This is a genomic window from Sphingomonas sp. MM-1 (genome assembly GCF_000347675.2).
Classification (GTDB): Bacteria; Pseudomonadota; Alphaproteobacteria; order Sphingomonadales; family Sphingomonadaceae; genus Sphingomonas_E; species Sphingomonas_E fennica.
The window spans coordinates 3,010,371-3,036,503 of the sequence record NC_020561.1; the positions used below are offsets into that span (position 1 = coordinate 3,010,371).

The window sequence follows — 26,133 nt, forward strand, 5'->3', positions numbered from 1 at the left end:
TTATTCCCGGCCGGCGCGCAGGGCCGCGCCGGCGGCGAAGGGGGCCAGCGCCACCAGGATCAGCGAGGCGGCGGCCAGCAGCTTGAGGCCGCCATTGTCCGCCGCGCCCAGCGATCCCGCGCCGAAGATCAGGATCGGCACGGCGAGCGGCAGCATGACGAGGCCGGCCAGCGCACCCGCGCCGCGCAGGCCCAGGGTGAGCGCGCTCGTCATCAGGGCGAGCGCGGCGAGGCCGGGCGTTCCGAGCGCAAGGCCCATTTCCAGCCGGGCGAGCGTGGCGCCGTCCAGCTTGAGGAGCGCGGCGGCGGGCAGGGCCGCGATCAGCAGCGGCGGGCCGAAGGCGAGCCAGTGGGCCGCGAGCTTGGCCAGGGCGACCGCTTCCTCGCTGATCCCGCGCAACGCGAGCTGATCGAGCACGCCGGCCTCCGCATCGGGCGCGAGCAGGCGATCCACCGGCAGCAGCGCCGCCAGCAGGGCGGCCATCCACAGCGCGCCGCCGCCGGTGGCGGCCAGCAGCCGGGCATCCGGCCCGACCGCGAAGGGGAAGAGCGTGGCGACCAGCAGGAAGAAGATCAGCGGCAGCAGCACGCCGCCGCCGGCATAGGCGCGGGCAAGGTCGCGGGCGGCGATGCGGGCGAGCGCGCTCATGGCGCCAGCCCGATCGCCTGCGCATCGGCGAGGCCCAGCGGCTGGTGGCTGGCGGCAAGGATGATGCCCCCGCCAGCGCGGTGCGCGGCCATCGCCCCCGCCAGCCGATCGAGCGAGGCGGCGTCGAGGCCGTTGCCGGGTTCGTCCAGCAGCCAGATCGCCGCGCCGCCCGCGATCAGGCGCGCCAGCCCGGCGCGCCGCGCCTGCCCGGCGGACAGCATCCGCACCGGCACTTCGGCGATGGCGGCAAGGCCGGTGGTATCGAGCGCCGCTGCGACGGCATCGCCTCTCCGCCCGTCGATCGCCGCCCAGAAAGCGAGCGCGCGGCCCAGCGGCAGGCGGGGATCGAGCGCGTGGCGCTCATCGGCCAGCGCGATCGCGCCCTCGCGCCGGATCGCACCGGCCGCGGGCGCGAGCAGGCCGGCGGCAAGCCGCAGCAGGCTGGACTTGCCGGTGCCGTTGGGGCCGGTGACGAGCGCCGCCTCGCCGGGGCCGAGCGCGAAGCTCAACCCCTCGAACAGCAGCCGGTGTCCGCGCAGGCAGGCCACGCGATCGAATTCCAGCCGGGCCGCGCCCCCCGCCGCTATCATCCGACGGCATCCTCCAGCGCGTGCATGTCATCATCCGAAAGGCCGAAATGATGGCCCACCTCGTGCACGACGACATGGGTGACCAGCGCTTCCAGGCTGACGCCGGTTTCGACCCATTCGTCCAGCAGCGGCCGGCGATAGAGGGTGATGCGATCGGGCATGGCGGCGACGTCGCTGATCGATTTCTGGCCGATCGGCGTGCCCTGGTAGAGGCCGGTCAGCTCGAACGGGTCCTCGAAGCCCATGGCATCGAGCGTCTCGTCGTCGGCGAAATCCTCCACGAACAGCGCGATGGTGCCCATATGGTCGCGGAACGGCTGCGGAATGCGCGCCAGCGCGCGGCGGGCGAGGGCCTCGATCTGTTCTGCCGTGGGGGCGAAGGTGCCGGTCATGTTCGTGGCATAGATGGGAAACGTGCGGCTTCCAATCGCCGGGCTGAACTTGTGCCCGCAAAAGCGCGCGCTAGGGTGCATCCCTGACAGTTTCTGGAGTGGACGATGATCGAGGCCCTGAACGAGACCGAGCGCGCCGATGCGCTGGAGGCGCTGGACGAGTGGGATTATGACGAGGGCCGCGACGCCATCACCCGCGCCATCACCTTCGCCGATTTTTCCGAAGCCTTCGCCTTCATGACGCGCGTGGCGTTGCTGGCGGAGAAGATGGATCACCACCCCGAATGGTCCAACGTGTGGAACCGGGTGGAGATATTGCTGACGACCCACGATGCCGGCGGACTTTCCACCCGCGATATCGTGCTGGCCGAGGCGATCGACGCGATGGTGGGCTGAAGCTGGGGCGGGTCGATCCCGGCTGGCTAATCCTTCCTTAACCATATCGGCGGCAGGAAGGCGCATCTGCCAGGGAAGGACCGTCCTTGACCGCGCCATATCTGAGAGGGACCGGATCGATCCGCGCCTCCGCCGACAAGGCGGCGGTGCGCGACGCGATCGGCCGCGCGGCGGAGCGGACGGGCGCGGACTTCACCTATCTGTTCAACCAGGCCAAGAGCGAGAGCGGGCTGGACCCCTATGCCAAGGCAAGCACGTCCTCGGCGGGCGGGCTTTACCAGTTCATCGACCAGAGCTGGCTCGGCGTGCTGAAGCAGCATGGCGGCACGCACGGCTATGGCTGGGCGGCGGATGCGATCTCGTGGAGCGGCGGACGCTGGCGGGTGGCGCCGGCCGCGCGCGAGGCGGTGTTCGCCCTGCGCAACGATCCGCAGGCATCGGCGCTGATGGCCGGCGAGTTCGCGCAGGACAATGCCGATGGCCTGCGCGCCGCGCTGGGCCGGGAACCGAGCGCGGGCGACCTTTATTTCGCGCATTTCCTGGGGCTGGCGGGCGCCCGCAAATTCCTGAAGGCGGCGCAGGACAATCCCGATGCGCCCGCCGCCGCGATGTTCCCGCGCGAGGCGGCGGTGAACCGCACGATCTTCTACACCCGATCCGGCACCGCGCGGAGCCTGGACGAGGTCTATCGGCTGATGGCGCGCAAGGTGGAAACGCCGGGCGGCGGATCTGCGATGGAGCGGCCGGTACGGATGGCGGCGCTGGAAGGGGCGGCGGACGTGGCCATGACGGCGACTCCGCTTACGGCCTCGCTGTCCGATGCGGTGCGGCTGGTGGACGTGCCGGCATCGACCGCGCGGCCCGCCGGAGACATGCCCGATACGATGCTGGCGCTGGCGGGGCGCACCGGCGGCGTCAACGTGCTGAAACCAAGCCCGCAATTCGCCACGCTCGCCTACCTGCTGGTGGCATCCCCCTTCGATCGCGACGAGGGCACGCGCGGCGATATCTGAGGCGCGCCGCGCCCGCCCGGAATACCCGCCCTGGCGATGTCGGGGCAGATACTTTTGCGCCAATTGACCCAAGGCCCCGTCCGGCGGCTTCCTGCGGCGTCGCCACACGGCGATACAGCTGGGGAAACTGTCATGCGTATGTTCAAGAGTTCAGTCGCGCTGCTGGCGCTGTCGCTGGCTTTGCCAGTGACGGCGAATGCGGCGATCGTCACGCTGACCTTCGAGGGGATCGGCAATCTCAACCCCGTCGGTGATTTCTATGCCGCGCAAGGCATCATATTTTCCGACGACACCTTGGCTGTGATCGATGCCGATGCCGGCGGGACCGGCAATATCGCCAACGAGCCATCGGCCAGCACCGTCATGTTCTTCCTCAATTCCAACAATGCGGTCCTGAACGTGGCGGCGGGCTTCGAAACTGGCTTCTCCTTCTTCTACAGCTCCTCGACGGCGGCCACGGTGAACGTGTGGTCCGAAGTCGGCGCCACCGGCACGTTGCTGGGATCGATCGACCTGACCGCCCAATTCTCCAACAATTGCACCGGCGATCCCAATGGCCAGTTCTGCAACTGGACGCCGATCGGCGTGGCCTTTGAAGGGCTGGCGAGATCGATCGATTTCGGCGGAACCGCGAACCAGACCGCCTTCGACAACATCACCTTCGGATCGGAACGGCCGACGCAGGGCGCCATTCCCGAGCCGGGAAGCTGGGCGATGATGATCGCGGGCTTCGGCCTGGTCGGGGCGACCGCGCGGCGGCGGCGCTATCGCGCGAGGATCGCCTTCGCCGATTGAAAAGGGGATGGGGGGGGCTGGCCCGAAAGCCGGCCCCCATAGCCGGGCGCCGCAGCGCCGCTTATCGGATGGTATAGAGGCGTCGTCCCCGATAAGCCGGTTCCATGCATATCAGGGCCACCGCGATCGTCTGCGCCGTCCTCGCCCATGGCGAGCATGGCGCGGTCGCGCGGCTGATGACGCCCGATGACGGCCTGCAGCCGGGCTATGTGCGCGGCGGCCGATCACGCGCGATCCGGCCGGTGCTGCTGCCGGGCAATCTGGTGGCGGCCGAGTTCCGCGCCCGCAGCGAGGAGCAGCTTGCCGGGCTGACCGTGGAGCTGGTGCGCAGCCGGGCGGGGCTGATGGGCGAGCCGCTGGCCGCCGCCGCGATCGGCTGGGCGACGGCGCTGACGGCCGCCGCCCTGCCCGAAGGCCAGCCCTTCCCGCAGCTCCATGCCGCGCTGGACGGCCTGCTGAACGCGATCGAGCTCGCGCCGTCGGCGCGGGGCTGGGGCGCGGCGCTGGCGCGATACGAGCTGCTGCTGCTGGGCGAGCTGGGCTTCGGCCTCGATCTTTCGGCTTGCGCGGCGACCGGCGACGCTGCGGGCCTCGCTTTCGTCAGCCCCCGCAGCGGGCGGGCGGTGAGCCTGGCGGGGGCGACCGGATATGAGGACCGGCTGCTGCCCTTGCCATCCTTCCTGATCGCCGGCGGACAGGGGGAGGGATGGGGTGACATATTGGCCGGGTTGCGCATCACCGGCCATTTCCTGGCCCGTGACGTGATGACCGAGCGCCGGGCGGCGGTGCTGGCCGCGCGCGAGCGGCTGATCGAGCGGATCGGGCGGCTGGGTTGACGGCCCGCTTTGCGAATTTCCGAACGCCCTTTCGAAAGATTGCGCCGGCCCGTGCCTGGCCTATGTTCGCGTCAGATATAGCTGGGAGAATGGCGATGCCGCGTGCCTGGAACCTGATTGCCCGCCCGACCGGCCTGCCCGGCCCCGAATGCTTCAGCCTGGTCGAAACGCCCCCGGCGCCGCTGGCGGACGGCGAGGTGCGGGTGCGCAACACCTGGCTTTCGGTCGATCCCTATATGCGCGGCCGGATGAACGACGTGAAAAGCTACGTCCCGCCCTTCGGCCTCAATGAAGCGATGACCGGCGGTGCGGTGGGCGTGGTGGTGGAATCGCGGGCCGACGACCTCAAGCCCGGCGACCGGGTGATGCACATGCTGGGCTGGCGCGACGAGGCGGTGGGCAAGCCGCCCGAATTCATGCCCCTGCCGGACCTGGGCGTGCCGGACCAGATGTTCCTCGGCCTGCTCGGCATCACCGGGCTGACCGCTTATTTCGGGCTGTTCGATGTGGCGGAAGCCAAGGCCGGCGACACGGTGTTCGTATCGGCGGCGGCGGGCGCCGTGGGATCGGCCGTCGTCCAGTTCGCCAAGCTGAAGGGCATGACGGTGATCGGATCGGCGGGCGGCGCGGAGAAATGCGCGCTGGTCCGCGATCTCGGCGCCGATGCGGTGATCGATTACAAGGCGGACCGACCGCTGGTGAAGCAGCTTGCCGAAGCCGCGCCGGACGGCATCGACGTCTATTTCGACAATGTCGGCGGCGAGCATCTGGATGCCGCGCTGGCGGTGGCGCGCAACCATGGCCGCTTCGCCATGTGCGGGATGATCGAAAGCTACAACACGGGCGCGCCGCTGTCGCTGCAATATGCCATACGGATCGTGGGGTTCCGCCTGCAGCTGCGCGGCTTCATCATCAGTGATTACATGCACCGGATGAGCGAGTTCTTCGCCGAGGTCGGGCCCTGGGCGGCGGCCGGCAAGCTCAAGAATATCGAGACGATCCGCGACGGGCTGGAAGGGGCGCCCGATGCGTTCCGCGAGCTGTTCAGCGGCGGCAACAAGGGCAAGATGGTGGTGCGGCTCTGATCCGCAGGCACGGTGCGATGATCCGGCGGATCGTGACGGGCAATGACGCGCAGGGGCGCTCCTATATCGTGAGCGACGAGAGGGTCGTGGCGGTGGAAGGAGCGCCCGACGGCGTGGTCTGGCGGGAAAGCGGGCGGCTGGAGCGCTGGCTGCCCTCCACCGCGCGGCATCTGGAGCCGGATGGGGGCGGCAGCCGCTGCTCCCGCGTGGTGCTGCCGCCATGGGCGGCGATGAAGGACGATGTGGCGCCGGGCCGTTTTCCCGGCCTGGATGCGGATGGTTTCCACCGCACCGAGACGATCGACTATATCCTGATGCTGGAGGGCGAGGTGGATCTCGTGCTCGATCGCGATCGCACCACGATCCGCGCCGGGGACGTCGTGATCCAGCGTAACGCCAGCCACGCCTGGCAGAACATGACCGACCGGGATGCGGTATTCTGGGGCGTGATGACCGCGCGGGCCGGCTGAGGGGAGGGGCTCAGGCGTCGTGCTTCGCGGGTGCCTCGGCCGCCGTGCGGAGCCGGCCCAGCATGTGCGCGGCATAGGCCGCATAGGGGCCGATCCAGCGTTCGTGGATGCCGTGGATCGGCAGCGCATCCAGATGATTCCAGCGCTCGCGGCCGCGCCGTTCGGCCACGATCAGCCCGGCGGCTTCCAGCACGTCCAGATGCTGCATCACCGTGCAGCGATCGAGATCGGGGAAGCGGGCGCAGAGCGCTCCTGTGGTGAGCGGTCCTTCCTTCAGCGCGTCCAGCATCCGGCGGCGGGTGCGATGGCCGAGCGCCTTGAACAGCGCATCATCCTGATCGTCGATTGACATGTTATAATCCTACAACATATCATGGCCCGCGCAACAGAGATTGGAGGCGCGCGATGGACTTGAGGTTCACGATCGCGGGGCGCATCGCCAAGCCGGTGAGCGAGGTTTTCGAGGCCGTCGTCGATCCCGGCCGGCTATCGGAATATTTCACGACCGGCGGCGCGAAGGGACGGCTGGAGCCGGGGGCGGTGGTATCCTGGGACTTCCACGATTTTCCCGGCGCCTTTCCCGTCCATGTGACGGAGGTGGAAAAGGACAGTCGCATCGTCCTGCGATGGGATGCGGTGGACGGCACCGCCCCGCCCGATGCCACGGGCGCGCGGCTGACCACCGTGACCATGACCTTCGAGCCGCTGGAGGACGGGCGCACGCTGGTGCGGATCACCGAGGAAGGATGGTCCGAAACGCCGGCGGGGCTTGCCGCATCCTACGGCAATTGCGAGGGCTGGACGGGGATGCTCTGCGCGTTGAAGGCGTGGCTGGAAGACGGCGTGAGGCTGCGGCAGGGCTTCTACAAATAGGGTCCCGGGATGGATGGGCGAAGCCGCGCCGATCAGCCGGCTTCGCTGCTCGCCTTGTCCGGCGCGGCATCGCGCAGGCGGCGGCCGCGCAGCGGCGGCACCCGGGTGGTCTGCGCCATTTCCATGATCTTGGCGCGTAGCTCCGCCCTTTTTTCGTGGATGGACGCGATCACCGGCCCCATGGCGACGCCGAGATCGACCAGCACGGCTTCCGACAATTGCAGCGAGGATTCGAGCGTTTCGGGAACCGCGTCGGTGGCGCCGGCGCGATAAAGCTCGGCCGCATGGTTGGGATCGCGCGCGCGGGCGATGATGGCGAGATCGGGAAAAGCCGCGCGCACCCGCGCCACCGTGCGGACGATCTGGACGGGTTCGTCCATGGTGAGCACCAGCGCGCTGGCATTGGCGAGATCGAGCTTGTCGATCATCCCCGGCCGGGTGATATCGCCGAAGACGATATTGTAGCCGCGCCGCCGGGCATGGGCGATCGTATCGATATCGGCATCCAGCGCGACATAGGGCCGCTTGTGCGCATCCAGCATCTGCGCCACCAGCCGCCCGACCCGGCCGAAGCCGATGATGACGGTGCGGCCGGGCTTGGTTTCGATCGTGTCCAGCGCATCCTTGCCTTCGCGCCGCTCGACCCGGCTGGCGATATCGCGGCCGATGCGGGCCAGCAGCGGGGTGATGGTGAGGCCGATCGCGGTGACGATCTGCCAGAAGGCGGCGGTGGACGGCATGATGAGCTTGGCCTGCGCGGCGGCGGCCAGCACGATCAGCGTTGTTTCCGAGGGCGAGGCCATCAGCAGGCCGGTCTGGGTGGCGATGCCGCGATCGGCCCCGCTTAGCCGCAGGAGGCCGGCGGTGACGATCGCCTTGGCGGCGACCACGCCCGCCACCGCCAGCACCAGCGCCTGCCAGTTGGCGAGGATGACGCGGACATCGAGGCTCATGCCGATGGTGATGAGGAACACGCCGAGCGCCAGCCCCTTGAAGGGGGCCATGATCACCTCGACCTCGGTATGATAGTCCGTCTCCGCGATCAGCAGGCCGGCGAGCAGCGCGCCGACGATCGGCGAAAGGCCGGCCGCCGTGGTGGCGATGCTCGACAGGATGACGACGAGCAGGCTGGCCGACAGGAACAGTTCGGGGCTCTTGGTGCGGGCGGCCTGCGCGAACAGCCTGGGCAGCAGGAAGCGGCCGAGCACCATCAGCCCGACGACGGTGAGCCCGCCGAGCATCACCGTGGAAAGCAGGCCTTCCCATCCTTCATCGGTGGCGGTGGGGGCGAGCGCGCCCAGGCCGAAGATGATCGGCACCAGGGCCAGATCCTCGAACAGCAGCATGGCGAAGGCGGCGCGGCCGACCCCCGATGTCGTGCCGACCATCGGCAGCACCAGCGCGGTCGAGGACAGGGCGAGCGCGAGGCCGAGGCCGATCGCGCCGGCCCAGCTCTGCCCGAGCAGGTGGAGCGCCAAACCGATGACGAGGCCCGACAGCACGAGTTCGGCGGCGCCCAGCCCGAACACCGCCCCGCGCATCGACCATAGCCGCTTGAACGACAGTTCGAGCCCGATCGAGAAGAGCAGCAGCACGATGCCGAATTCGGCGAAGGGCTCGATCGAATGCTTGTCGGTTATGGTGAAATGGTAGAGCCAGGGCACCCGATCGACCAGCGAGCCCAGGCCGGACGGGCCGACCAGCAGCCCGACCAGGATGAACCCGATCACCGGATTGACCCGGAAACGGGCGAAAGCCGGGATGATGAGGCCCGCGGCCCCGAGGATGACAAGCGAATCGCTGAAAGCGTCGGATTGGATCGGTAGCGGCATCGCCGCCGACTTTGGGGGCTGGAGTCACGAAATTCCAGCGCCGGCTTGCAATTTTACTTTTTGTTTCCGCCTCGCATAACGCATCATCCTTCCATAGCTTGGGGATCGACCGCCAACAGGGAGATCAGATCGCCGCATGCCCCATGTAACACCGCTCATCGGCACCATCGTCGCCGGCCTCGTGCTTGCCTTCATCCTTGGGCAGATCGCCTTCCGCCTGCGTCTGTCGCCGTTGATCGGTTATCTGCTGGCCGGGATCGCGGTGGGGCCCTTCACCCCCGGCTATGTCGCCGATCAGAGCCTGGCCAACGAACTGGCCGAGCTGGGCGTGATCCTGCTGATGTTCGGCGTCGGCCTGCATTTCTCGGTCAAGGACCTGATGGCCGTCCGCAAGATCGCGGTGCCCGGCGCCCTGGGGCAGATCGGCGTGGCGACGTTGCTGGGCATGGGGCTCGCCTGGCTGCTGGGCTGGAGCGTGGCCGGCGGCTTCGTGTTCGGCCTCGCGCTCTCGGTCGCTTCCACGGTGGTGCTGCTGCGCGCTCTGCAGGAACGCCGCATCCTCGACACCGAACGCGGGCAGATCGCCGTCGGCTGGCTGATCGTCGAGGATCTGGCGATGGTGCTGGCGCTGGTGCTGATCCCGGCGATAGCCGAGGGCGGGGGCGGCAGCGTCGCCACGGCGCTGGCGGTGACGGTGGGCAAGGTGGTGGCGTTCGTCGCCTTCATGCTGATCGTCGGCCGGCGCGCTGTGCCGTGGATGCTCCATTCCGTGGCGCATTCGGGATCGCGCGAGCTGTTCCGGCTGGCGGTGCTGGCGATCGCGCTGGGCGTGGCCTTCGGCGCGGCGCTGCTGTTCGGCGTGTCCTTCGCGCTCGGCGCCTTCTTCGCCGGCATGATCCTGGCGGAATCGCCGCTGAGCCAGCGCGCCGCCGAGGAGACGCTGCCGCTGCGCGACGCGTTCGCCGTGCTGTTCTTCGTATCGGTGGGCATGCTGTTCAACCCGGATATCCTGACGGACGAGCCGCTGGCCCTGCTGGCGACGGTGCTGATCATCATGTTCGGCAAGTCGATCGCCGCCTTCGGCATCGTCCGCGCCTTCGGCAAGTCCAACAAGACGGCGCTGACCATCGCGGCGAGCCTGGCCCAGATCGGCGAATTCTCCTTCATCCTGGCGACGCTGGGCTTTTCGCTGGAGCTGCTGCCGGCGGACGGGCGCGATCTTATCCTGGCGGGCGCTATCATCTCGATCATGCTGAACCCGCTGCTCTTCTCGCTGATCGACCGCTTCGCCGCGCGGGTGGCGGGCGGCGTGGAGCCCGAACATGCGATCGGCGGCCAGCCGCCGGCGCCGGTGCGCGGCCATGTCGTGATCGTGGGCCATGGCCGGGTGGGCAGCATCGTCGCCAAGGGGCTGACCGACGCGGGCGAGCGGGTGACGGTGATCGAGGCCCAGGCCGACAAGTCCGGCCTGCCCGCCCATGAGAAGGCCACCGTGCTGGCCGGCAACCCGGCGAGCGGGGCGCTGCTGCGCGAGGCGGGGATCGACAAGGCGCGCATGCTGTTCGTGGCCATCCCCGAAAGCTTCGAGGCGGGACAGATCGTGGAGCAGGCCCGCGCGCTCAATCCCGCGCTGCGCATCGTCGCCAGGGCGCACAGCGATGCCGAGTCCGCCTATCTGGAAACGCATGGCGCCGACCGCGCGATCATGGGCGAGCGCGAGATCGCGCGCCGGATGATCGACGAGGCGCTGATCGGCCGCTAGGCGAGGGAACGGCTGGAATCCCGGAGCGGCGGTTTCCAGCCGAATGGTTCTTCCGGGCCCGCCGACACAGGGCATTCCCTCCGCCTTTCCGGGGAGGGGAGGAAGAAGCGCCGAAGCGTGGAGGCGGCGCAAAGAATGCGTGGCGATCCGATCTATCCGGCTTGACCGGCGCCCCATAGTGGCGCCTTTTAAGGCAAGGTCAGCAGCGGGCGCAGGAATCACAAGGACATGGGCGGCGCCCATCATCACGATCATTCATCCCAGGACCACGCGTCGCATGACCATGTGTCTCAGGGGCACGCCGCGCATGCGGCCCACTCCCACTCCCACGCCCACGGCCATGGCGGGCACGGGCATTCGCACGCGCCGGCCAGCTTCGGCCGGGCCTTCGCGATCGGCATCGGCCTGAACCTGGCCTATACCGCCGTCGAGGCGTTCTATGGGCTGGCCACCGGATCGATGGCCCTGCTGGCCGATGCGGGCCACAATCTTTCCGACGTGGCGGGGCTGGCGATCGCCTGGGGGGCGTGGTTCGCCTCGCGCACCCGGCCGACGCCGCGCTTCACCTACGGCCTGCGCGGATCATCGATCCTGGCGGCGCTGGTGAATGCGGTGCTGCTGCTGATCGCCTGCGGGGCGATCGCGCTGGAGGCGATCCAGCGGTTCGCGGAGCCGGCGCCGGTGCCGGGCGGCACGATGATGATCGTGGCCGGGGTGGGCATCGTCATCAACCTGGGCACGGCGCTGCTGTTCGCGCGGGGCAGCGGGCACGACATCAATATCCGGGGTGCCTTCCTCCACATGGCGGCGGATGCCGCGGTTTCGGCGGGCGTGGTGATCGCCGGCCTGCTGACGCTGAAGACGGGGGCCGAATGGATCGATCCCGCCACCAGCCTGGTGATCGTGCTGGTGATCGTCGCCGGCACCTGGGGGCTGCTCCGGGAATCGCTCGCCATGGCGATGCAGGCGGTGCCGGGGCGGATCGATCCCGCCGCCGTCCAGCAGGCGCTGGCCGAGGTGAAGGGGGTCACGCGGGTCCACCATCTCCACATCTGGCCGACGAGCACGACGGAGACGGCGCTGACCGCGCATCTGGTGGTGCCGGGCGGGCATCCGGGCGACGCCTTCCTGGAACGGACGGCGGCGATGCTCCACGATCGCTTCGGCATCGGCCACGCCACCCTGCAGATCGAGCAGGGGGAAGGCGTGGGCGAGGGGCGGTGCGACATCGGCGGCTGCGCCTTCCACGGCGGTTAGGCCATCGGGAGGGGGTTCCCCGGCGGCCGGGCTGGACGCGCAATCCTTCCTCCTCCATCATCCGCGAACGCGCCATGAGATGCGCGGGCGGTAGCGGAATGGAGAGAGATGGAGAAGATAATCTACGCATTGTGGCGATCCGACGCCGTGGATGCGGCCGCCTTCAAGCAGCAGCTTCTGGGCGAGGTGGCCGAGGCGCTGGGACCGCATGTGCTGGCGCTGCGTATCAATGTGGCGGACGAGGATGTCGTCGGCGGCACGGTGCCGCGCATCGCCAATATCCGGCCGCAGATGGATGCGGTGATCCAGCTTTGGGTGCATTGCTCGCACGATCCCTATCGCGCTGCGATCGACGAGATCGTCGGCCGCGCGGCGCCGCGCTTCGCCGCCTGGCTGGTGTGCGAATCCGTGCCGCTGCCGAATGAGCTTCACCCGCCGGTGAAGGGAAAGCGCACCGAGGGTTTCTCCCAGCTCGCCTTCATTGGCCAGCCGCCCAAGATGAGCCATGAGGAATTCGCCTATCAGTGGCGGCGGGTGCAGACGGCGGTGGCGATCGAGACGCAGAGCAATTTCGAATATCGCCAGAATCTGGTGGTGCGGCCGCTGACCTACGGCGCCCCGCCCTTCGTTGCGATCGTGGAGGAATGCTTCCCCGCCGCCGCCTTCCATGACGAGGCGGCTTATTATGACGGCCCCGGCGATCCGGCGAAGTGGCAGGAGAATAAGCGGCTGATGTTCGAAGCCTGCGCCCAGTTCATGGATTTCGAGCGGATCGACGTGATCCAGACCAGCCAGTTCGATCTCAGGCCGATAGGCGGATGAGCCAATAAGCTTGCATTGACGGTGCTTGCGTGAAAATATGTGCCGAAATGCGTTGCGATAATGCGTTTTGACCAACGCAATTCGGCAAGATGGCCGGGCGGCCCCGTGGGCGGGAGCGGTTCCAGCGGAACCGCAGGTCCAAATGGACGGGTCGGCCATGGCGCCGCTTATGGTAGTTTCATCCCACGATAAGAGTCGCGGGTGCCCGGCCACGGGCGGAATATGCGGAGAGTGAAGATGGCGACGACGGCTGAATATGGCCTTGGCGAACAGACCTTCCCCAGGGGATGGTTCATGGTTGCCGACGCGGACGAGCTGGAGGGCACCAAGCCGCTGGCGGTGCGCTATTTCGGCCGCGACATGGTGCTGTATCGCGGCGAATCCGGCGCGCTTCACATGGTGGATGCCTATTGCCCGCACATGGGCGCGCATCTGGCCCGCAACACCACATCCTATGTGATCCGCGACGGCAAGCAGGTGGAAGGGGATTCGATCCGCTGTCCCTATCATGGCTGGCGCTTCGGCCCGGACGGCCGCTGCAACCAGATCCCCTATTCGCCCCAGAAGGTGCCGGGCGCGGCCAAGCTGGAAAGCTGGCTGGTCAAGGAACGCGCCGGTTGCATCTGGATGTGGTGGGACCCGGAAGGCGGCGAGCCCGAATATGACCTGCCGGAATTCGCCGAATATGGCGCGCCGCACTGGGTGAACTGGAAGATGGACCGGCTGGGGCTGCTGAACAGCCACCCCGTCGAGATCGTCGACAACATGGCCGACCGCGCCCATTTCGAGCCGATCCACGGCACGCAGGACGTGATCCTGTTCGAAAATGATTTCGAGGATCACAAGGTCGTGCAGCGCATGTCCTCCGGCCACCGCACGCTTTCGGCCGAAGGGGGCGAGCCGCTCTTCACCGACACCTGGTATACCGGGCCGGGCATCCTGATTTCGCAGATGGCGGGGCAGTTCCCGTCGATCATCCTCATCACCCACACGCCGGTGGACGACGGCGTCGTGAAGGTGTGGCACGGTCTGCTCGTGAAGGTGGCGGGCGCGGTGCCGAGCGAGGAGGAGATCGGCATGGCGCGGGCCTATCAGCAGGCCTCGTGCGATGCGTTCAGCCAGGATTTCGAGGTGTGGGCCAACAAGCGCCCCTGCTTCAACCCGATGGCGGTGCTGGGCGACGGCCCGATCGGCAAGCTGCGCATCTGGTATCGCCAATTCTACAACCCCCGCGCCCGCGCCCAGGAATTCCGGGCGCGCGTGAACGGGACGATCATCACGCGGGGCACGCTGAACGCGCCCTGGGACGACCAGCAGGTCGCCTGACGCCGCCGCCTCCCAAAAGAGGCGGATCGACATGGAAGGGGGCGGGGCCGTGGGCTCCGCCCCTTTTGCTTGGCGACGGATTTTCGGCGCCTTTGCCGAAGAAATGACGGGGCCGGATGGCGGTCGGCCGGCGCGGCCCTGTCGTTCGTCGAAGCCTCTTGTCGATTTGTCGAAAGATGGCGCGGCCGCCGGCGGCGCGTTGCATGCACCCGGAGGGTGCGAGATCCAGCGATGAACCGTGCGGATCGCGCGACATATCAATATTGAAATATTCCAGGCGCATGGCCGTGGCATAAGCCACCATGGCCGCCGGCAAGCCCATGAACGGCGGGGCGGCGCGCAAATTGCGTATGGACCCGGGCGACTAGCGGAGCATGTTCTGAAGCTGATGCGACATATTCTTTTGCCAGCCTTGATGATTTCGCTCGCGTCCTGTGGCGCCGGCAAGAAAGAGGGCGACGCCCGCCAGGCCCCGCTGGTGACGGCGGCGACCGTCGCGTCCGCGCGCTTCATCGACCGGATCGAGGCCGTCGGCAGCGCGCGCGCCAATGAGCAGGTGACGCTTTCCGCGCCGGTGACGCAGCGGATCGACCGCATCAATTTCGAGGATGGCGGCTTCGTCGCGCAGGGGCAGGTGATCGCCGTGCTCGCCGCCGGGCAGCAGAACGCCCAGCTGGCCGATGCCCGCGCCCGCGCCCGCGAGGCGGAGCAGCAGCTCGCCCGCCTTTCGGCGCTGAAGGATCGGGGCTTCGCCACCAATGCCAGCGTGGATGCCCAGATCGCCGCCGCCGCCTCGGCCCGCGCGCAGGCGGCCGAGGCGATCGCGTCGATCGGCGACCGGGTGATCCGCGCGCCCTTTGCCGGCTATGCCTCGTTGCGCACGGTTTCGGCGGGCGCGGTGGTTTCGGCGGGAACCGAGATCGCGACGATCAGCGACATTTCCCGCATCAAGCTGGATTTCCCGGTGCCGGAGACGATGCTGTCGGCGGTGAAGCCCGGCCAGACGATCGAGGCGCGCGCCGCCGCTTATCCCGACCAGCCGTTTCGCGGCACGATCGCCACGATCGATCCCGTGGTCGATCCCGCGACGCGATCGGTGATGGTGCGCGCGGTGCTGCCCAATGGCGACCTCCGGCTGAAACCGGGGATGTTGCTGACCGTGGCGATCGAATCCGGCGCGCGCGTGGCGCCGGCCGTGCCCGAGCCCGCGATCATCGGCCAGGGGGCGGATCGCTTCGTCTTTCTGATCGGCGAGGACGACGTGGTCAAGCGGACGCCGGTGAAGGTGGGCGTGCGCCGCGACGGCATGATCGAGATCACCGAAGGGCTGAAGCCGGGGCAGAAGATCGTCGGCGAAGGCGTGGTGAAGGTGGCAGACGGCGCCAAGGTGCGCACCGCCGGCCCCGCCGCCGCCAAGCCCACGCAGCAGGCATCGGCGGAGTAAGGCGATGCTGCTTTCCGACGTTTCGGTGAAGCGCCCGGTCTTCGCGGCGGTGATGTCCATCCTGCTGACGATCATCGGCGCGGTCGCCTTCTTCGCGCTTTCGGTGCGTGAATATCCTGATGTCGATCCGCCGATCGTGTCGGTGGAGACGACCTATACGGGCGCCGCCGCCAACGTCGTCGAAAGCCGCGTCACCCAGTTGATCGAGGAACGGCTGGCCGGCATCGAGGGCATCCAGACGATCACCTCGCGATCGCGCGACGGCACCTCCGACATCTCCGTGGAGTTCAGCCCCGGTCGCAACATCGACGATGCCGCCAACGACGTGCGCGATCGCGTGGGCGGCGTGGCCGAGGATCTGCCCGACGACGCGCTGCCGCCCGAGATCCGCAAGGTGGACGCCGATGCGCAGCCGGTGCTGTGGTTCACCTTCTCCGCGCCGCCGGGATGGTCGCGCGTCCAGCTTTCCGATTATGTCGACCGCACGCTGGTCGATCGCTTTTCCGCCATCGACGGCGTGGCGCGCGTGCAGATCGGCGGCGAGGCGCGGCCGGCGATGCGCGTGTGGTTGCAGCCCGAGCGGCTCGCCGCCTTCAGCCTGACGCCCGGCGATGTCGAGACCGCCCTGCGCACGCAGAATGTGGAGCTGCCGGCCGGCCGCATCGAGGCGCAGCGCCAGAATGTCACGGTGCGGGTGAACCGCCCCTTCGCGACGGCGGCGGAGTTCGCCCAGCTCGTCGTCGGGCGCGGGCAGGGCGGCTATCTGGTGCGGCTGGGCGACGTCGCCCGCGTGGAGGAAGCGCCGGAGAATCTCTATTCCTCCTTCCGCGCCAACGGCCAGACGGGCGTGGGCATCGGCATTGTCCGCCAATCGGGCGCGAATACGCTGGCGGTGGCGGAAGCGGCCAAGAAGGTGGCCGACGAGGTGCGCCCCAACCTGCCCAAGGGCATGACGATGGAGATCGGCAGCGACAGCTCGCTGTTCATCTCCCGCGCGATCGATGCCGTCTATCACACGATGGGCGAGGCGGCGGTGCTGGTGGTGGCGGTGATCTTCCTGTTCCTGGGAAGCTGGCGCGCGACGCTGATCCCGGCCGTGACGGTGCCGATCTGCCTGCTGGCGACCTTCGCGGTGCTGTGGGTGTTCGGATTCTCCATCAACCTTTTGACCCTGCTGGCGCTGGTGCTGGCGATCGGCCTGGTGGTGGACGATGCGATCGTGGTGCTGGAGAATGTCTATCACCGCATAGAGCAGGGCGAGGACCCGCTGGCGGCGGCCTATCTCGGCACCCGGCAGGTCGGCTTCGCCGTCATCTCGACGACCGTGGTGGTGTGCGCGGTGTTCCTGCCGGTGATGTTCATCGCCGGCCAATCGGGCCTGCTGTTCCGCGAGCTGGCCGCCGCGATGATCGGCGCGGTCGCCTTTTCGGGCTTCCTCGCGCTCACGCTGGCGCCGATGCTCTGTTCCAAGCTGCTCAGGCACGAGGAACGCGGCCGGCTGGCGCAATGGGTGGACGATCGCTTCCGCCGGATCGAAAGCGCCTATTCGCGGACCCTGGCGAAGGCGATCGACCGGCCGGTGCTGGTGCTGGGCGCGGTGGCGCTGGTGCTGGCGGGCGCGGGCGCCCTCTACACCACGCTGCAATCCGAACTGGCGCCGACCGAGGATACGGGCATCGTCCTCCTCCAGCTCAACACCGCGGAAGGCACGGGCTTCGACGAGCTCAACCGCCAGATGCAGGAAGTGGAGAAGCTGGTGCTGCCGCTGGTCGGCCAGGACGGCGGCGAAAGCGGCGGCGCGGTGCGCCGGGCCGTGACCCGCGTGCCCGGCAGCTTCGGCGCGACCGAGGATTTCAACAGCGGCGCGATGACCCTGTTCCTGCGCCCCTGGGAGGATCGCACCGTCACCACCCAGGACGTGATCAACGTGGTGAACGGCAAGCTGAGCGAACTGCCGGCGATGCGCGGCAATGCCAGCACGCCTTCGGCGCTGGGCCGCGGGCGCGGCCAGCCGCTGAACTTCGTGATCGCGGGCACGACCTATGAGGAGCTGGCCCGCGCGCGCGACCGGATATTGGCGGCGGCGGCGAACAACCCCGGCATCATCAACCTCGATTCCGATTATAAGGAAACCAAGCCGCAGCTGCTGATCGACGTGGATACCGCGCGCGCCGGCGACCTCGGCGTCTCGGTGGACGCGGTGAGCCAGGCATTGCAGACGCTGATGGGTTCGCGCCGCGTTTCCACCTATGTCGATCGCGGCGAGGAATATCGCGTGATCGTGCAGGCCGATCCTTCCGGCCGCAGCGTGGAGCAGGATCTGGGCCGGGTGCATGTGCGGTCCATGTCGGGCCAGCTCGTGCCGCTCGCCAACCTCGTCACCGTGCGCGACAGCGCCGATGCGCGCGAGCTGGGGCGGTTCAACAAGATGCGCGCCATCACCCTTTCGGGCGGGCTCGCCCCCGGCTATTCGCTGGGCGAGGCGCTCAGCTTCCTGGAGGAGCAGGCGGCCGCATCCCCCGAGGTGACGGCGGTCGGCTATCGCGGCGAAAGCCAGGCCTTCAAGGAAAGCGGCGGATCGATCCTGATCGTGTTCCTGATGACGATCGTGCTCGTCTACCTCGTGCTGGCCGCGCAGTTCGAAAGCTTCGTGCATCCGGGCGTGATCATCACAACCGTGCCGCTGGCGGTGGCGGGCGGCATCGTCGGGCTGGCGGTGATGGGCCAGACGCTCAATCTCTACAGCCAGGTCGGCATCGTCATGCTGGTGGGCCTGGCGGCGAAGAACGGCATCCTGATCGTGGAGTTCGCCAACCAGCTGCGCGACGAGGGCGTCGCCTTCCTGGATGCGATCCGGCAGGCGGCGGTGCGCCGGCTGCGGCCGATCCTGATGACGTCGATCGCCACCGTTGCCGGCGCGGTGCCGCTGATGCTGGCGGGCGGCGCGGGCGCGGCGGCGCGGCGTTCCATCGGCGTGGTCGTCGTCTGGGGCGTCAGCATCGCGACGATCATCACCCTGTTCATGATCCCGGTGCTCTACGTGCTGATGGCGCGCCGCACCGGATCGCCGCTGGCGGTGACGCGCAAGCTGGAGGCGGCATTGGGCGGTGGGCAGGCGCATCCGGCCGAATAAGGTCGGGACGGCGCAAGTGACGGATTTCCAATTGCATGGCGCCGCGCGGGCGACTTTAATGCCGCGATTTCTGTAGCGCCCGTGATTCCCGCGGGCGCGGATCGCTCTGGGGGGAGCAGGGGACGGCATGGGGCAGATCGCGTCGCAAGGGCAGCTTCGCATGGCGTTCGTCCGCTGGGCGCTGGTGATGGTGCCGCTGGTGCTGCTGCTGGGCATCGCATCGGGCTGGCTGGCCAATTCCGGTTACGGCAATCCGTGGTTCGATGCGCTGCGCAAGCCGGCAATCATGCCGCCGGGCCGGGTGTTCGCCGTCGCCTGGACGATCCTCTACGTGCTGATGGGTTTCGCGCTGGCGCTGATCCTGTCCGCCCGCGGCGCGCGGGGCCGGGGCGCGGCGATCGCGCTTTTCGTGCTGCAGCTCGCGCTCAATCTCGCCTGGTCGCCCCTGTTTTTCGGGGCGCATCAGGTGACGGCGGCGCTGGGTCTGATCCTGGTCCTCATCCTTGTCGTTGCCGTAACGATGTGGCGTTTCTGGGGAATTCGGAAGCTGGCGGGGCTGCTGCTGCTGCCCTATCTGGCCTGGCTGCTGTTCGCCGCGTTGCTGAACTTCCAGATCCTCCAGGCCAACCCGGACGCGGAATCGCTTGCGCCGGGGCGCGTTCGGACCCAGATCAGTCTATAATAATCCATTAAGCACACAGGAAACGCAGGGTCATGCAATCGGAAAACCGCATTTTCGACGATCTCGTGAAGATGCTGAACGGCGCGGCGGGCACGCTGGCGGGCATGGGCCGCGAGGCGGAAGCGGGCGCGCGCGCGCGCGCCAAGGAATGGATCGGCGGCCTCGATTTCGTGAGCCGTGACGAGTTCGAGGCGGTGAAGGCGATGGCCGCCGCCGCGCGCGACGAGGTGGACGCGCTGAAGGCCCGGCTGGACGCATTGGAGGGGGCGACCGGCAAGGCCAGGAGCGCAAAGGCGAAGTCCGGTGGCGAGCCGCCCGCAGCCTGAGGCCATCATCCACAATTTAATCGTGGTTAAGCGACCTGGTTGCCCACCCGGACGCTTGCGACGTTCCGCCGCCTTGTTCACCATGAGCGGCCAGCGCCCGTGGGGAGGGGCTTATGACCGTCGATGATTTCGAAAGCGGCCGGGATGCCAGCGCGCCGATCGAGATGCTCGAGCAATATTTCGCGGCCCATGGCTGGAATCACGAGCGCAACGGCGATGAGGAGATCGTCGCCACCTTCCAGGGAAGCTGGACGCAATATGAGCTGCGCGCGGTGTGGCGCGAGGAGGATCGCGTTCTCCAGTTCCTGGCCCTGCCCGACATCCGCGTGCCCACCGACAAGCGCGCGACGATCTACGAGACGATCGGCCTGATCAACGAGCAGCTGTGGATCGGCCATTTCGAAATGTGGGCGACGTCCGGCATGCTGCTGTTCCGCCATGCCGCGCTTCTGGAAAGCAACCAGGAATCGGTGCTGACGATCGAGCAGGCGGAAACGCTGGTGGAAGCCGCGATCGACGAGTGCGAGCGCTTCTACCCCGTCTTCCAGTTCGTGCTCTGGGCCGACAAGACCCCGCAGGAGGCGATTTCCGCCGCCCTGATCGAAACGCAGGGCGAAGCCTGAGAGACGGGTAGGCAAGGACCGCCGCACCCATTATCCGCGCATCGGACGATCAAGGGAGATGCGTGTGTCGAAGCTTCTCGAAGGGCCGCTATGGCTGGTGGGCGCCGGCAATATGGGCGGCGCGATGCTGCGCGGCTGGCTGGCGGCCGGCATAGACCCGGATCAGGTGATTGTGATCGATCCCGGCGCGAAGGACCTGCCCGAAGGCGTGATCGCCTGGCCCGCGCCCCCGCCCGATGGCGCGGCCCCGGCGGTGGTGGTGCTGGCGGTGAAGCCGCAATTGCTCGATACCGTGGCGCCCGCCATCGCACCCGCGCTGGAGCGGGAGACGCTGCTGATATCGATCCTGGCCGGCGTGGAGGTCGCCTCGCTCCGCCAGCGTTTCCCCGCGCCGGAAGGCGTGGTGCGGGTGATGCCGAACACGCCTGTCGCGATCGGCAAGGGCGTCATGGCGCTGCACGGTGCCGGCCTTTCGGACGGCGCCGCCGACCTCGCCGGGCGGCTGACTGCGCCGCTGGGGCTGGTGGAATGGATCGCGCGCGAGGACCAGTTCGATGCCGTGACCGCGCTTTCGGGCTGCGGGCCGGCCTTCCTGTTCCGTTTCATCGATGCGATGGCCGATGCCGGCACGGCGCTGGGCCTGCCCGCCGACCAGGCGGCGCGGCTCGCGCTGGCGACGGTGGAGGGCGCGGCGCTGCTCGCCGCCGGATCGGACGAGACGCCGGGCCAGCTTGCCGATCGCGTCGCCAGCCCCGGCGGCAGCACGCGCGAGGGCATGAACGTGCTCGATCATGACGGCGCGCTGAAGGAACTGATGGCGCGGACGCTGTCGGCTTCGGCGCGGCGCAATGCGGAGATGGCGGCCGCCGCGCGCGGATAGGACCGCGCCGTCCTTGACCTCCCGCCGGCCCATGATCGCCGCGAGGGGCCGGGAGGGCGGCATGGCGGACGACGCGGTGGGCAAGGCGGGCAGGGCGGCGGCCGGCTTCGGCTGCCTGCTCGGGCTGGCCGCGCTCGCCCTGCAGGCCGGGCTCACCATTCCGGCGGGGATGGCGAACGGCCGGAGCCTCGGCGGCGCCATCCTCTTCTATCTCAGCTTCTTCACCATCCTGAGCAACGGCGTGCTGGCGGCGGTGCATCTCGCCACCGCGAGCCGCGCGCCGGCGCTTGCCGTCCTGCGGCGGCCGGCGGTGCGGGCGGGCATGATGGCGGCGATGCTGTTCGTGATGGCCTTCTACCATTTCGTGCTGGCGGCAAGCTGGGCGCCGGCCGGCTGGTTCAAGGTGGCGGACGTGGCGCTCCATTATGCCACGCCGCTTCATTATGCCGGCTGGTGGCTCATCTTCGCCCCGCATGGCCGGACGAGCTGGCGCTCGGCGGGCGCGATGGCGGCGTGGCCGTTCGCTTATGCGCTCTACGCGATCGCGCGCGGGGCCGTGGTGGGCGAATATCCCTATCCGGTGCTGGACGCTGCCGCGCTCGGCTATGGCCGGGTGGCGGCCAATGTGGCGGGGCTGCTCGTGGCATTTGTTGCATTATTCGCAATAATACTTATTTTAGATAATATTGTATTACAGTGCGGCGAGAGGGTGAAGTCATGGCAGAGAAATTAGGAATCTCGTCGGTGGCTGATATTCCACCAGAAATCCGTGAAGCTGCGCTGGATTTATCAAAATCTCTTGCGGTGCCCATTGATATATATAAGTCATACGCGACTGCTGGCGGAAATGATTTTATCAATATCTATATTGGCTGGGAGGAAGCTCGCCAATTGCTTCCTTGGGTGCTTGCGGCTGGTCCCGGTTACGTAGGAACGAAGATTTTAAAGAATCTTATCGAAAGGCATATCATCAATCCAATCTCTGAAGAAGGTGGACTGATAGATCGCCGCTTTAATAAACTCTTATCTCTTATTCGTAAAAGCAAAGTTTGGGATAGTTGGCCTTGGCGATTAGCTATTGGCTTGCGAGGCTATAACAGGCGAGATGATCCATTTTACGGAGATTGGAATATAATTGGCAATGGAGATGAATTGCAAGATATTCATCTTTCTATAATTGGCGTTGCTGTATTTGGGAAAAGCTTAGAAAAGCTAAGGGATGAATTTATATCGTCATCACAGCTCGGCGAAGAAAAGACTGTGTATGGAAGATTTTCCATCAAGGATGGAGATATTTGCGCTCAAGTGTATATTGGGAATAATATTGTAGATATGACTATTGCGACCGATGGGAAGATTTTGTGTCAAGTAAGGCCGCGCTGACTTCTTCTTGATAGGAGGGGCCGGCGCGCGGCCCCTCCCGCCGCCGATCAGTTCTTGGTCTTGTCGACCAGCTTGTTCTTGCCGATCCACGGCATCATCGCGCGCAGCTCGCTGCCGACCTTCTCGATCGGATGCTCGGCGGCGAGCTTGCGGCTGGCCTTCAGCTCCGGCTGGCCGGCGCGGTTGTCGAGGATGAAGTTCTTGACGAAGCGGCCCTGCTGGATGTCGGCCAGCACGCGCTTCATCTCGGCCTTGGTCTCATCGGTGATGATGCGCGGGCCGGTGGTGATGTCGCCATATTCGGCGGTGTTGGAGATCGAATAGCGCATGTTGGCGATGCCGCCCTCATACATCAGATCGACGATCAGCTTCACCTCGTGGAGGCATTCGAAATAGGCCATTTCCGGGGCGTAGCCGGCCTCGACCAGCGTTTCGAAGCCCGCCTGGATCAGGTGGGAAAGGCCGCCGCACAGCACGGCCTGCTCGCCGAACAGGTCGGTCTCGCACTCTTCCTTGAAGGTCGTCTCGATCACGCCCGAACGGCCGCCGCCCACGGCGGAGGCGTAGGAGAGCGCCACGTCATGCGCGTTGCCGCTCGCATCCTGCGCGATCGCGATCAGGCAGGGCACGCCGCCGCCGCGCTGATATTCGGAACGCACGGTGTGGCCGGGGCCCTTGGGCGCGATCATGAACACGTCGAGGTCGGCGCGCGGCTCGATCAGGCCGAAATGGACGTTCAGGCCGTGGGCGAAGGCGATGGCCGCGCCCTGCTTCAGATTGTCCTTCAGGTCGTTCTCGTAGATCGCGGCCTGATGCTCGTCGGGCGCGAGGATCATCACAATATCCGCCCACTTGGCGGCCTCGGCGTTGCTCAGCACCTTGAAGCCGGCATCTTCCGCCTTCTTCGCGGTGGCCGAACCGGGGCGCAGCGCGATCGCCACCTCGGTAACGCCGGAATCGCGCAGGTTCTGGGCATGGGCGTGGCCCTGGCTGCCATAGCCGACGATGGCGACCTTCTTGGTCTTGATCAGGCCGATATCGGCGTCCCGGTCGTAATAAACGCGCATCATATGCTCCTGTGGAGATGCTCCCGGCTCATGCCCGGAGGGATGGGATGAATGTGAATGGGGTTCAGGCGGGCTCGGCACCCCTGGCGATGGCGGCGACGCCGGTGCGGGCGACTTCGACCAGGCCGACCTCGCGCATCAGCTCGAGGAACTTGTCGATCTTCTCAGACCCGCCCGTCACCTCGAACACGAAGCTGGAGATGGTCGCATCGACCACGCGGGCGCGATAGACCTCGGCCAGGCGCAGCGCCTCGATGCGATGATCGCCCGTGCCCTTCACCTTCACCAGCGCCAGCTCGCGCTCGACATGGGGGCCAAGCTCGGTCAGGTCGGTCACCTTGTGGACGTTCACCAGCCGGTCGAGCTGGGCGATGATCTGGTCGATCACCGCGCGCGGGCCGGAGGTGACGATGGTGATGCGGCTGATCGTCTCGTCCTCCGTCACCTCGGCGACGGTCAGGCTCTGGATATTGTAGCCGCGCGAGGAGAACAGGCCCGCGATCCGCGCGAGGATGCCCGCCTCGTTGTCGACGATGACGGAGAGCGTATGGCGCTCGACGGTTTCTTCCCTGATATGCATTCGTCTCTTCTCTCGTCATCCCGGCGCAGGCCGGGATCTCGTGCGGCAAATGTGCGGTTTGCGGAGTGAGGCTCCGGCCTTCGCCGGGGCTGCGGCGCCGGTTCCGCCTTCGGCTACACCAGCGCCTTGGCCTCGTCGTCCATCTCGCCCGATACCTCGTCCGCCTGCAGCAGCATGTCGGTATGGGCGGCGCCGCTGGGAATCATGGGGAAGCAGTTGGCGAGCTTCGCCACCCGGCAGTCCACCATCACCGGACCCGGCGTGCTCAACATCTGCTCGATGCCGGCATCCAGTTCCTGCGTGCCCTCGATGCGCAGGCCGGTCCAGCCATAAGCCTCGGCCAGCTTCACGAAATCGGGAAGGGCGGCCGAATAGCTTTCCGAATAACGGCCGCCATAGGTGAGGTCCTGCCACTGGCGGACCATCCCCATATATTCGTTGTTCAGGATGAACACCTTCACCGGCAGGCGATATTGCGCGGCGGTGGACATTTCCTGGATGTTCATCAGGATCGATGCCTCGCCGGCGATGTCGATCACCAGCGCGTTGGGATTGCCGACCTGCGCGCCGATCGCGGCCGGCAGGCCATAGCCCATCGTGCCCAGGCCGCCGCTGGTGAGCCACTTGTTCGGCCCTTCGAAGTGGAAATGCTGGGCGGCCCACATCTGGTGCTGGCCCACCTCCGTGGTGATGATCGGGTTCCGGTCGCGCGTGGCTTCCCACAGCCGCCGGATGGCGTGCTGGGGCATGATCTCCTTGATCGATTCCGGATAGGCCAGGCACTGCTTCGCCCGCCACTGATCGATCCGCGCGAACCAGGGCTTCAGGTCCTGCGGCTGGTGCTGGCGCACCTTCCACAGCTTGACCATATCCTCCATCGCCCGGCCGACATCGCCGACGATGCCCAGGTCGACGCGGACGATCTTGTTGATCGACGATCGATCGATATCGACGTGGATCTTCCGGGAATGGGGGGCGAAGGCATCCAGCCGGCCGGTGACGCGATCGTCGAACCGCGCGCCCAGCGCCACGATCAGGTCCGCCTCGTTCATCGCCAGATTGGCTTCATAGGTGCCGTGCATGCCCAGCATGCCCAGCCATTGCGGGCTGGATGCCGGGAAGGCGCCGAGGCCCATCAGCGTGGATGTCACGGGCGCGCCGGTGATGCGGGCCAGCTCGCGCAGCACCTGCGCGGCGCCGGGGCCGGAATTGATGATGCCGCCGCCGGTGTAGAGTATCGGGCGCTCGGCTGCTGCCAGCATCTCCACCGCGGCCTCGATCGCGACCGGATCGGCCTTCACCTGCGGGCGATAGCCCTTGTGCAGCACCGCGCCGGGGGCGGGCTTGCGATAGGGTGCAGTCGCGACCTGCACGTCCTTCGGCAGATCGATGACGACCGGGCCGGGCCGGCCGGACGTGGCGATGTGGAACGCCTCGTGCACGATGTCGCCCAGCTTCGCGGGGTCCTTCACCAGATAATTATGCTTGGTGCAGTGCCGCGTGATGCCGACGGTATCGCATTCCTGGAAGGCATCGGTGCCGATCAGCGGCGTGCCGACCTGGCCGGTGATGACGACCATCGGGATGGAATCGAGCAGGGCATCGGCAATGCCGGTGACGGCATTGGTGGCGCCGGGGCCGGACGTGACGAGGACGACGCCGGGCTTGCCGGTGGAGCGGGCATAGCCTTCCGCCGCGTGCGCCGCGCCGCCTTCCTGGCGGACGAGGATGTGACGGATCTTCTTCTGCTTGAAGAGCGCATCGTAAATGGGAAGCACCGCTCCGCCCGGATAGCCGAACACGATCTCGACGCCGAGATCGGTCAGCGCCTCGATCAGGATGTCCGCGCCGGAACGTTCGGCAGTCATCGCATTCGTCCTTTCGTCCATCAAACAAGCAGGCGGCATAACGCCATCGG

The 26,133-nt window shown here is 67.3% G+C and carries 27 protein-coding genes; 19 read left to right on the forward strand and 8 right to left on the reverse strand.

What is annotated here, in order from left to right; all coding sequences use genetic code 11:
• The 3 genes from G432_RS14435 to G432_RS14445 are packed head-to-tail and all read right to left on the reverse strand — an operon-like array spanning position 1 to position 1,630.
• Positions 1-648, reverse strand: coding sequence for a heme exporter protein CcmB (locus G432_RS14435; protein WP_015459558.1), 648 nt, complete (start codon positions 646-648; stop codon positions 1-3).
• Positions 645-1,238 (reverse strand): heme ABC exporter ATP-binding protein CcmA, encoded by a 594-nt coding sequence (gene ccmA, locus G432_RS14440; protein ID WP_015459559.1) that lies wholly within the window; start codon positions 1,236-1,238, stop codon positions 645-647. Before ccmA ends, G432_RS14435 begins: the two co-directional genes overlap by 4 nt.
• Positions 1,235-1,630, reverse strand: a complete 396-nt coding sequence (locus G432_RS14445; RefSeq protein ID WP_041864936.1) for a metallopeptidase family protein — start codon at positions 1,628-1,630, stop codon at positions 1,235-1,237. The genes ccmA and G432_RS14445 overlap by 4 nt, the downstream gene beginning before the upstream one ends.
• Positions 1,631-1,735: 105 nt before the next feature.
• Here G432_RS14445 and G432_RS14450 point away from each other — a divergent pair, with 105 nt between their 5' ends.
• The 6 genes from G432_RS14450 to G432_RS14475 all read left to right on the forward strand — a co-directional run bounded on the left by G432_RS14450 (position 1,736) and on the right by G432_RS14475 (position 6,225).
• On the forward strand, positions 1,736-2,026 hold the full coding sequence (locus G432_RS14450) for a 4a-hydroxytetrahydrobiopterin dehydratase (protein ID WP_015459561.1): 291 nt from the start codon (positions 1,736-1,738) through the stop codon (positions 2,024-2,026).
• Positions 2,027-2,112: 86 nt separating this feature from the next.
• On the forward strand, positions 2,113-3,039 hold the full coding sequence (locus G432_RS14455; protein WP_015459562.1) for a hypothetical protein: 927 nt from the start codon (positions 2,113-2,115) through the stop codon (positions 3,037-3,039).
• Positions 3,040-3,177: 138 nt separating this feature from the next.
• Complete coding sequence (locus G432_RS14460; protein ID WP_015459563.1) at positions 3,178-3,834, forward strand: PEPxxWA-CTERM sorting domain-containing protein; 657 nt, start codon at positions 3,178-3,180, stop codon at positions 3,832-3,834.
• 104 nt (positions 3,835-3,938) lie between these two features.
• Positions 3,939-4,670 carry a DNA repair protein RecO gene (gene recO / locus G432_RS14465; RefSeq protein ID WP_015459564.1) on the forward strand — a complete coding sequence of 244 codons (732 nt, stop codon included), beginning with the start codon at positions 3,939-3,941 and terminating at the stop codon, positions 4,668-4,670.
• 95 nt (positions 4,671-4,765) lie between these two features.
• Positions 4,766-5,755, forward strand: a complete 990-nt coding sequence (locus G432_RS14470) for an NADP-dependent oxidoreductase (RefSeq protein ID WP_015459565.1) — start codon at positions 4,766-4,768, stop codon at positions 5,753-5,755.
• A 17-nt stretch (positions 5,756-5,772) separates the two neighbouring features.
• On the forward strand, positions 5,773-6,225 hold the full coding sequence (locus G432_RS14475; protein WP_015459566.1) for a cupin domain-containing protein: 453 nt from the start codon (positions 5,773-5,775) through the stop codon (positions 6,223-6,225).
• 10 nt (positions 6,226-6,235) lie between these two features.
• On the opposite strand, the gene G432_RS14480 is transcribed toward G432_RS14475, so the two are convergent.
• Positions 6,236-6,577: an ArsR/SmtB family transcription factor gene (locus G432_RS14480; protein WP_015459567.1), complete on the reverse strand. Its 342-nt coding sequence runs from the start codon at positions 6,575-6,577 to the stop codon at positions 6,236-6,238.
• Positions 6,578-6,630: 53 nt separating this feature from the next.
• On the opposite strand from G432_RS14480, the gene G432_RS14485 reads away from it, so the two are divergent.
• On the forward strand, positions 6,631-7,098 hold the full coding sequence (locus G432_RS14485) for an SRPBCC family protein (protein ID WP_015459568.1): 468 nt from the start codon (positions 6,631-6,633) through the stop codon (positions 7,096-7,098).
• Between the two features lie 32 nt (positions 7,099-7,130).
• Here G432_RS14485 and G432_RS14490 read toward each other — a convergent pair whose 3' ends face one another.
• A complete protein-coding gene (locus tag G432_RS14490; RefSeq protein WP_015459569.1) occupies positions 7,131-8,930 on the reverse strand; it encodes a cation:proton antiporter domain-containing protein in 1,800 nt (599 codons plus the stop codon).
• A gap of 136 nt (positions 8,931-9,066) precedes the next feature.
• On the opposite strand from G432_RS14490, the gene ybaL reads away from it, so the two are divergent.
• The 12 genes from ybaL (at position 9,067) to G432_RS23340 (ending at position 22,568) form a co-directional block, all read left to right on the forward strand.
• Positions 9,067-10,692: a YbaL family putative K(+) efflux transporter gene (ybaL, locus tag G432_RS14495; protein WP_015459570.1), complete on the forward strand. Its 1,626-nt coding sequence runs from the start codon at positions 9,067-9,069 to the stop codon at positions 10,690-10,692.
• A gap of 228 nt (positions 10,693-10,920) precedes the next feature.
• Complete coding sequence (locus G432_RS14500) at positions 10,921-11,949, forward strand: cation diffusion facilitator family transporter (protein ID WP_015459571.1); 1,029 nt, start codon at positions 10,921-10,923, stop codon at positions 11,947-11,949.
• A 108-nt stretch (positions 11,950-12,057) separates the two neighbouring features.
• The gene (locus G432_RS14505; protein WP_041864937.1) at positions 12,058-12,771 is read left to right on the forward strand and encodes an EthD domain-containing protein; all 714 of its coding nucleotides are present in this window, start codon (positions 12,058-12,060) and stop codon (positions 12,769-12,771) included.
• Positions 12,772-13,008: 237 nt separating this feature from the next.
• Complete coding sequence (locus tag G432_RS14510) at positions 13,009-14,097, forward strand: Rieske 2Fe-2S domain-containing protein (RefSeq protein WP_015459573.1); 1,089 nt, start codon at positions 13,009-13,011, stop codon at positions 14,095-14,097.
• A 415-nt stretch (positions 14,098-14,512) separates the two neighbouring features.
• The gene (locus G432_RS14515; RefSeq protein ID WP_015459574.1) at positions 14,513-15,541 is read left to right on the forward strand and encodes an efflux RND transporter periplasmic adaptor subunit; all 1,029 of its coding nucleotides are present in this window, start codon (positions 14,513-14,515) and stop codon (positions 15,539-15,541) included.
• Positions 15,542-15,545: 4 nt separating this feature from the next.
• Positions 15,546-18,674 (forward strand): efflux RND transporter permease subunit, encoded by a 3,129-nt coding sequence (locus G432_RS14520; protein WP_015459575.1) that lies wholly within the window; start codon positions 15,546-15,548, stop codon positions 18,672-18,674.
• A gap of 127 nt (positions 18,675-18,801) precedes the next feature.
• Complete coding sequence (locus G432_RS14525) at positions 18,802-19,356, forward strand: TspO/MBR family protein (RefSeq protein ID WP_015459576.1); 555 nt, start codon at positions 18,802-18,804, stop codon at positions 19,354-19,356.
• Positions 19,357-19,388: 32 nt separating this feature from the next.
• Positions 19,389-19,682, forward strand: coding sequence for an accessory factor UbiK family protein (locus tag G432_RS14530; RefSeq protein ID WP_015459577.1), 294 nt, complete (start codon positions 19,389-19,391; stop codon positions 19,680-19,682).
• A gap of 113 nt (positions 19,683-19,795) precedes the next feature.
• On the forward strand, positions 19,796-20,305 hold the full coding sequence (locus tag G432_RS14535; RefSeq protein WP_015459578.1) for a YbjN domain-containing protein: 510 nt from the start codon (positions 19,796-19,798) through the stop codon (positions 20,303-20,305).
• A gap of 58 nt (positions 20,306-20,363) precedes the next feature.
• A complete protein-coding gene (gene proC / locus G432_RS14540; RefSeq protein WP_015459579.1) occupies positions 20,364-21,185 on the forward strand; it encodes a pyrroline-5-carboxylate reductase in 822 nt (273 codons plus the stop codon).
• Positions 21,186-21,246: 61 nt separating this feature from the next.
• Positions 21,247-21,918 carry a Pr6Pr family membrane protein gene (locus tag G432_RS14545; RefSeq protein WP_051128844.1) on the forward strand — a complete coding sequence of 224 codons (672 nt, stop codon included), beginning with the start codon at positions 21,247-21,249 and terminating at the stop codon, positions 21,916-21,918.
• Positions 21,919-21,929: 11 nt separating this feature from the next.
• Entirely contained in the window at positions 21,930-22,568 is a 639-nt protein-coding gene (locus G432_RS23340) for a hypothetical protein (RefSeq protein ID WP_144062060.1), read from the forward strand.
• A 47-nt stretch (positions 22,569-22,615) separates the two neighbouring features.
• Here the strand turns inward: G432_RS23340 and ilvC are convergent, their stop codons facing one another.
• The 3 genes from ilvC to G432_RS14560 all read right to left on the reverse strand — a co-directional run bounded on the left by ilvC (position 22,616) and on the right by G432_RS14560 (position 26,083).
• Positions 22,616-23,635 (reverse strand): ketol-acid reductoisomerase, encoded by a 1,020-nt coding sequence (gene ilvC, locus G432_RS14550; RefSeq protein WP_015459581.1) that lies wholly within the window; start codon positions 23,633-23,635, stop codon positions 22,616-22,618.
• Positions 23,636-23,699: 64 nt separating this feature from the next.
• Positions 23,700-24,215: an acetolactate synthase small subunit gene (gene ilvN / locus G432_RS14555; RefSeq protein WP_015459582.1), complete on the reverse strand. Its 516-nt coding sequence runs from the start codon at positions 24,213-24,215 to the stop codon at positions 23,700-23,702.
• 113 nt (positions 24,216-24,328) lie between these two features.
• A complete protein-coding gene (locus G432_RS14560; RefSeq protein ID WP_015459583.1) occupies positions 24,329-26,083 on the reverse strand; it encodes an acetolactate synthase 3 large subunit in 1,755 nt (584 codons plus the stop codon).
• Positions 26,084-26,133: the final 50 nt, after the last annotated feature.

Excerpts from the sequence above, each read along its gene's own strand:
- G432_RS14435 (WP_015459558.1), bottom strand. The coding sequence starts at position 648 with ATGAGCGCGCTCGCCCGCATCGCCGCCCGCGACCTTGCCCGCGCCTAT.
- ccmA (WP_015459559.1), bottom strand. The coding sequence starts at position 1,238 with ATGATAGCGGCGGGGGGCGCGGCCCGGCTGGAATTCGATCGCGTGGCC.
- G432_RS14445 (WP_041864936.1), bottom strand. The coding sequence starts at position 1,630 with ATGACCGGCACCTTCGCCCCCACGGCAGAACAGATCGAGGCCCTCGCC.
- G432_RS14450 (WP_015459561.1), top strand. The coding sequence starts at position 1,736 with ATGATCGAGGCCCTGAACGAGACCGAGCGCGCCGATGCGCTGGAGGCG.
- G432_RS14460 (WP_015459563.1), top strand. The coding sequence starts at position 3,178 with ATGTTCAAGAGTTCAGTCGCGCTGCTGGCGCTGTCGCTGGCTTTGCCA.
- recO (WP_015459564.1), top strand. The coding sequence starts at position 3,939 with ATGCATATCAGGGCCACCGCGATCGTCTGCGCCGTCCTCGCCCATGGC.
- G432_RS14470 (WP_015459565.1), top strand. The coding sequence starts at position 4,766 with ATGCCGCGTGCCTGGAACCTGATTGCCCGCCCGACCGGCCTGCCCGGC.
- G432_RS14475 (WP_015459566.1), top strand. The coding sequence starts at position 5,773 with ATGATCCGGCGGATCGTGACGGGCAATGACGCGCAGGGGCGCTCCTAT.
- G432_RS14480 (WP_015459567.1), bottom strand. The coding sequence starts at position 6,577 with ATGTCAATCGACGATCAGGATGATGCGCTGTTCAAGGCGCTCGGCCAT.
- G432_RS14485 (WP_015459568.1), top strand. The coding sequence starts at position 6,631 with ATGGACTTGAGGTTCACGATCGCGGGGCGCATCGCCAAGCCGGTGAGC.
- G432_RS14490 (WP_015459569.1), bottom strand. The coding sequence starts at position 8,930 with ATGCCGCTACCGATCCAATCCGACGCTTTCAGCGATTCGCTTGTCATC.
- ybaL (WP_015459570.1), top strand. The coding sequence starts at position 9,067 with ATGCCCCATGTAACACCGCTCATCGGCACCATCGTCGCCGGCCTCGTG.
- G432_RS14500 (WP_015459571.1), top strand. The coding sequence starts at position 10,921 with ATGGGCGGCGCCCATCATCACGATCATTCATCCCAGGACCACGCGTCG.
- G432_RS14505 (WP_041864937.1), top strand. The coding sequence starts at position 12,058 with ATGGAGAAGATAATCTACGCATTGTGGCGATCCGACGCCGTGGATGCG.
- G432_RS14510 (WP_015459573.1), top strand. The coding sequence starts at position 13,009 with ATGGCGACGACGGCTGAATATGGCCTTGGCGAACAGACCTTCCCCAGG.
- G432_RS14515 (WP_015459574.1), top strand. The coding sequence starts at position 14,513 with ATGATTTCGCTCGCGTCCTGTGGCGCCGGCAAGAAAGAGGGCGACGCC.
- G432_RS14520 (WP_015459575.1), top strand. The coding sequence starts at position 15,546 with ATGCTGCTTTCCGACGTTTCGGTGAAGCGCCCGGTCTTCGCGGCGGTG.
- G432_RS14525 (WP_015459576.1), top strand. The coding sequence starts at position 18,802 with ATGGGGCAGATCGCGTCGCAAGGGCAGCTTCGCATGGCGTTCGTCCGC.
- G432_RS14530 (WP_015459577.1), top strand. The coding sequence starts at position 19,389 with ATGCAATCGGAAAACCGCATTTTCGACGATCTCGTGAAGATGCTGAAC.
- G432_RS14535 (WP_015459578.1), top strand. The coding sequence starts at position 19,796 with ATGACCGTCGATGATTTCGAAAGCGGCCGGGATGCCAGCGCGCCGATC.
- proC (WP_015459579.1), top strand. The coding sequence starts at position 20,364 with ATGCGTGTGTCGAAGCTTCTCGAAGGGCCGCTATGGCTGGTGGGCGCC.
- G432_RS14545 (WP_051128844.1), top strand. The coding sequence starts at position 21,247 with ATGGCGGACGACGCGGTGGGCAAGGCGGGCAGGGCGGCGGCCGGCTTC.
- ilvC (WP_015459581.1), bottom strand. The coding sequence starts at position 23,635 with ATGCGCGTTTATTACGACCGGGACGCCGATATCGGCCTGATCAAGACC.
- ilvN (WP_015459582.1), bottom strand. The coding sequence starts at position 24,215 with ATGCATATCAGGGAAGAAACCGTCGAGCGCCATACGCTCTCCGTCATC.
- G432_RS14560 (WP_015459583.1), bottom strand. The coding sequence starts at position 26,083 with ATGACTGCCGAACGTTCCGGCGCGGACATCCTGATCGAGGCGCTGACC.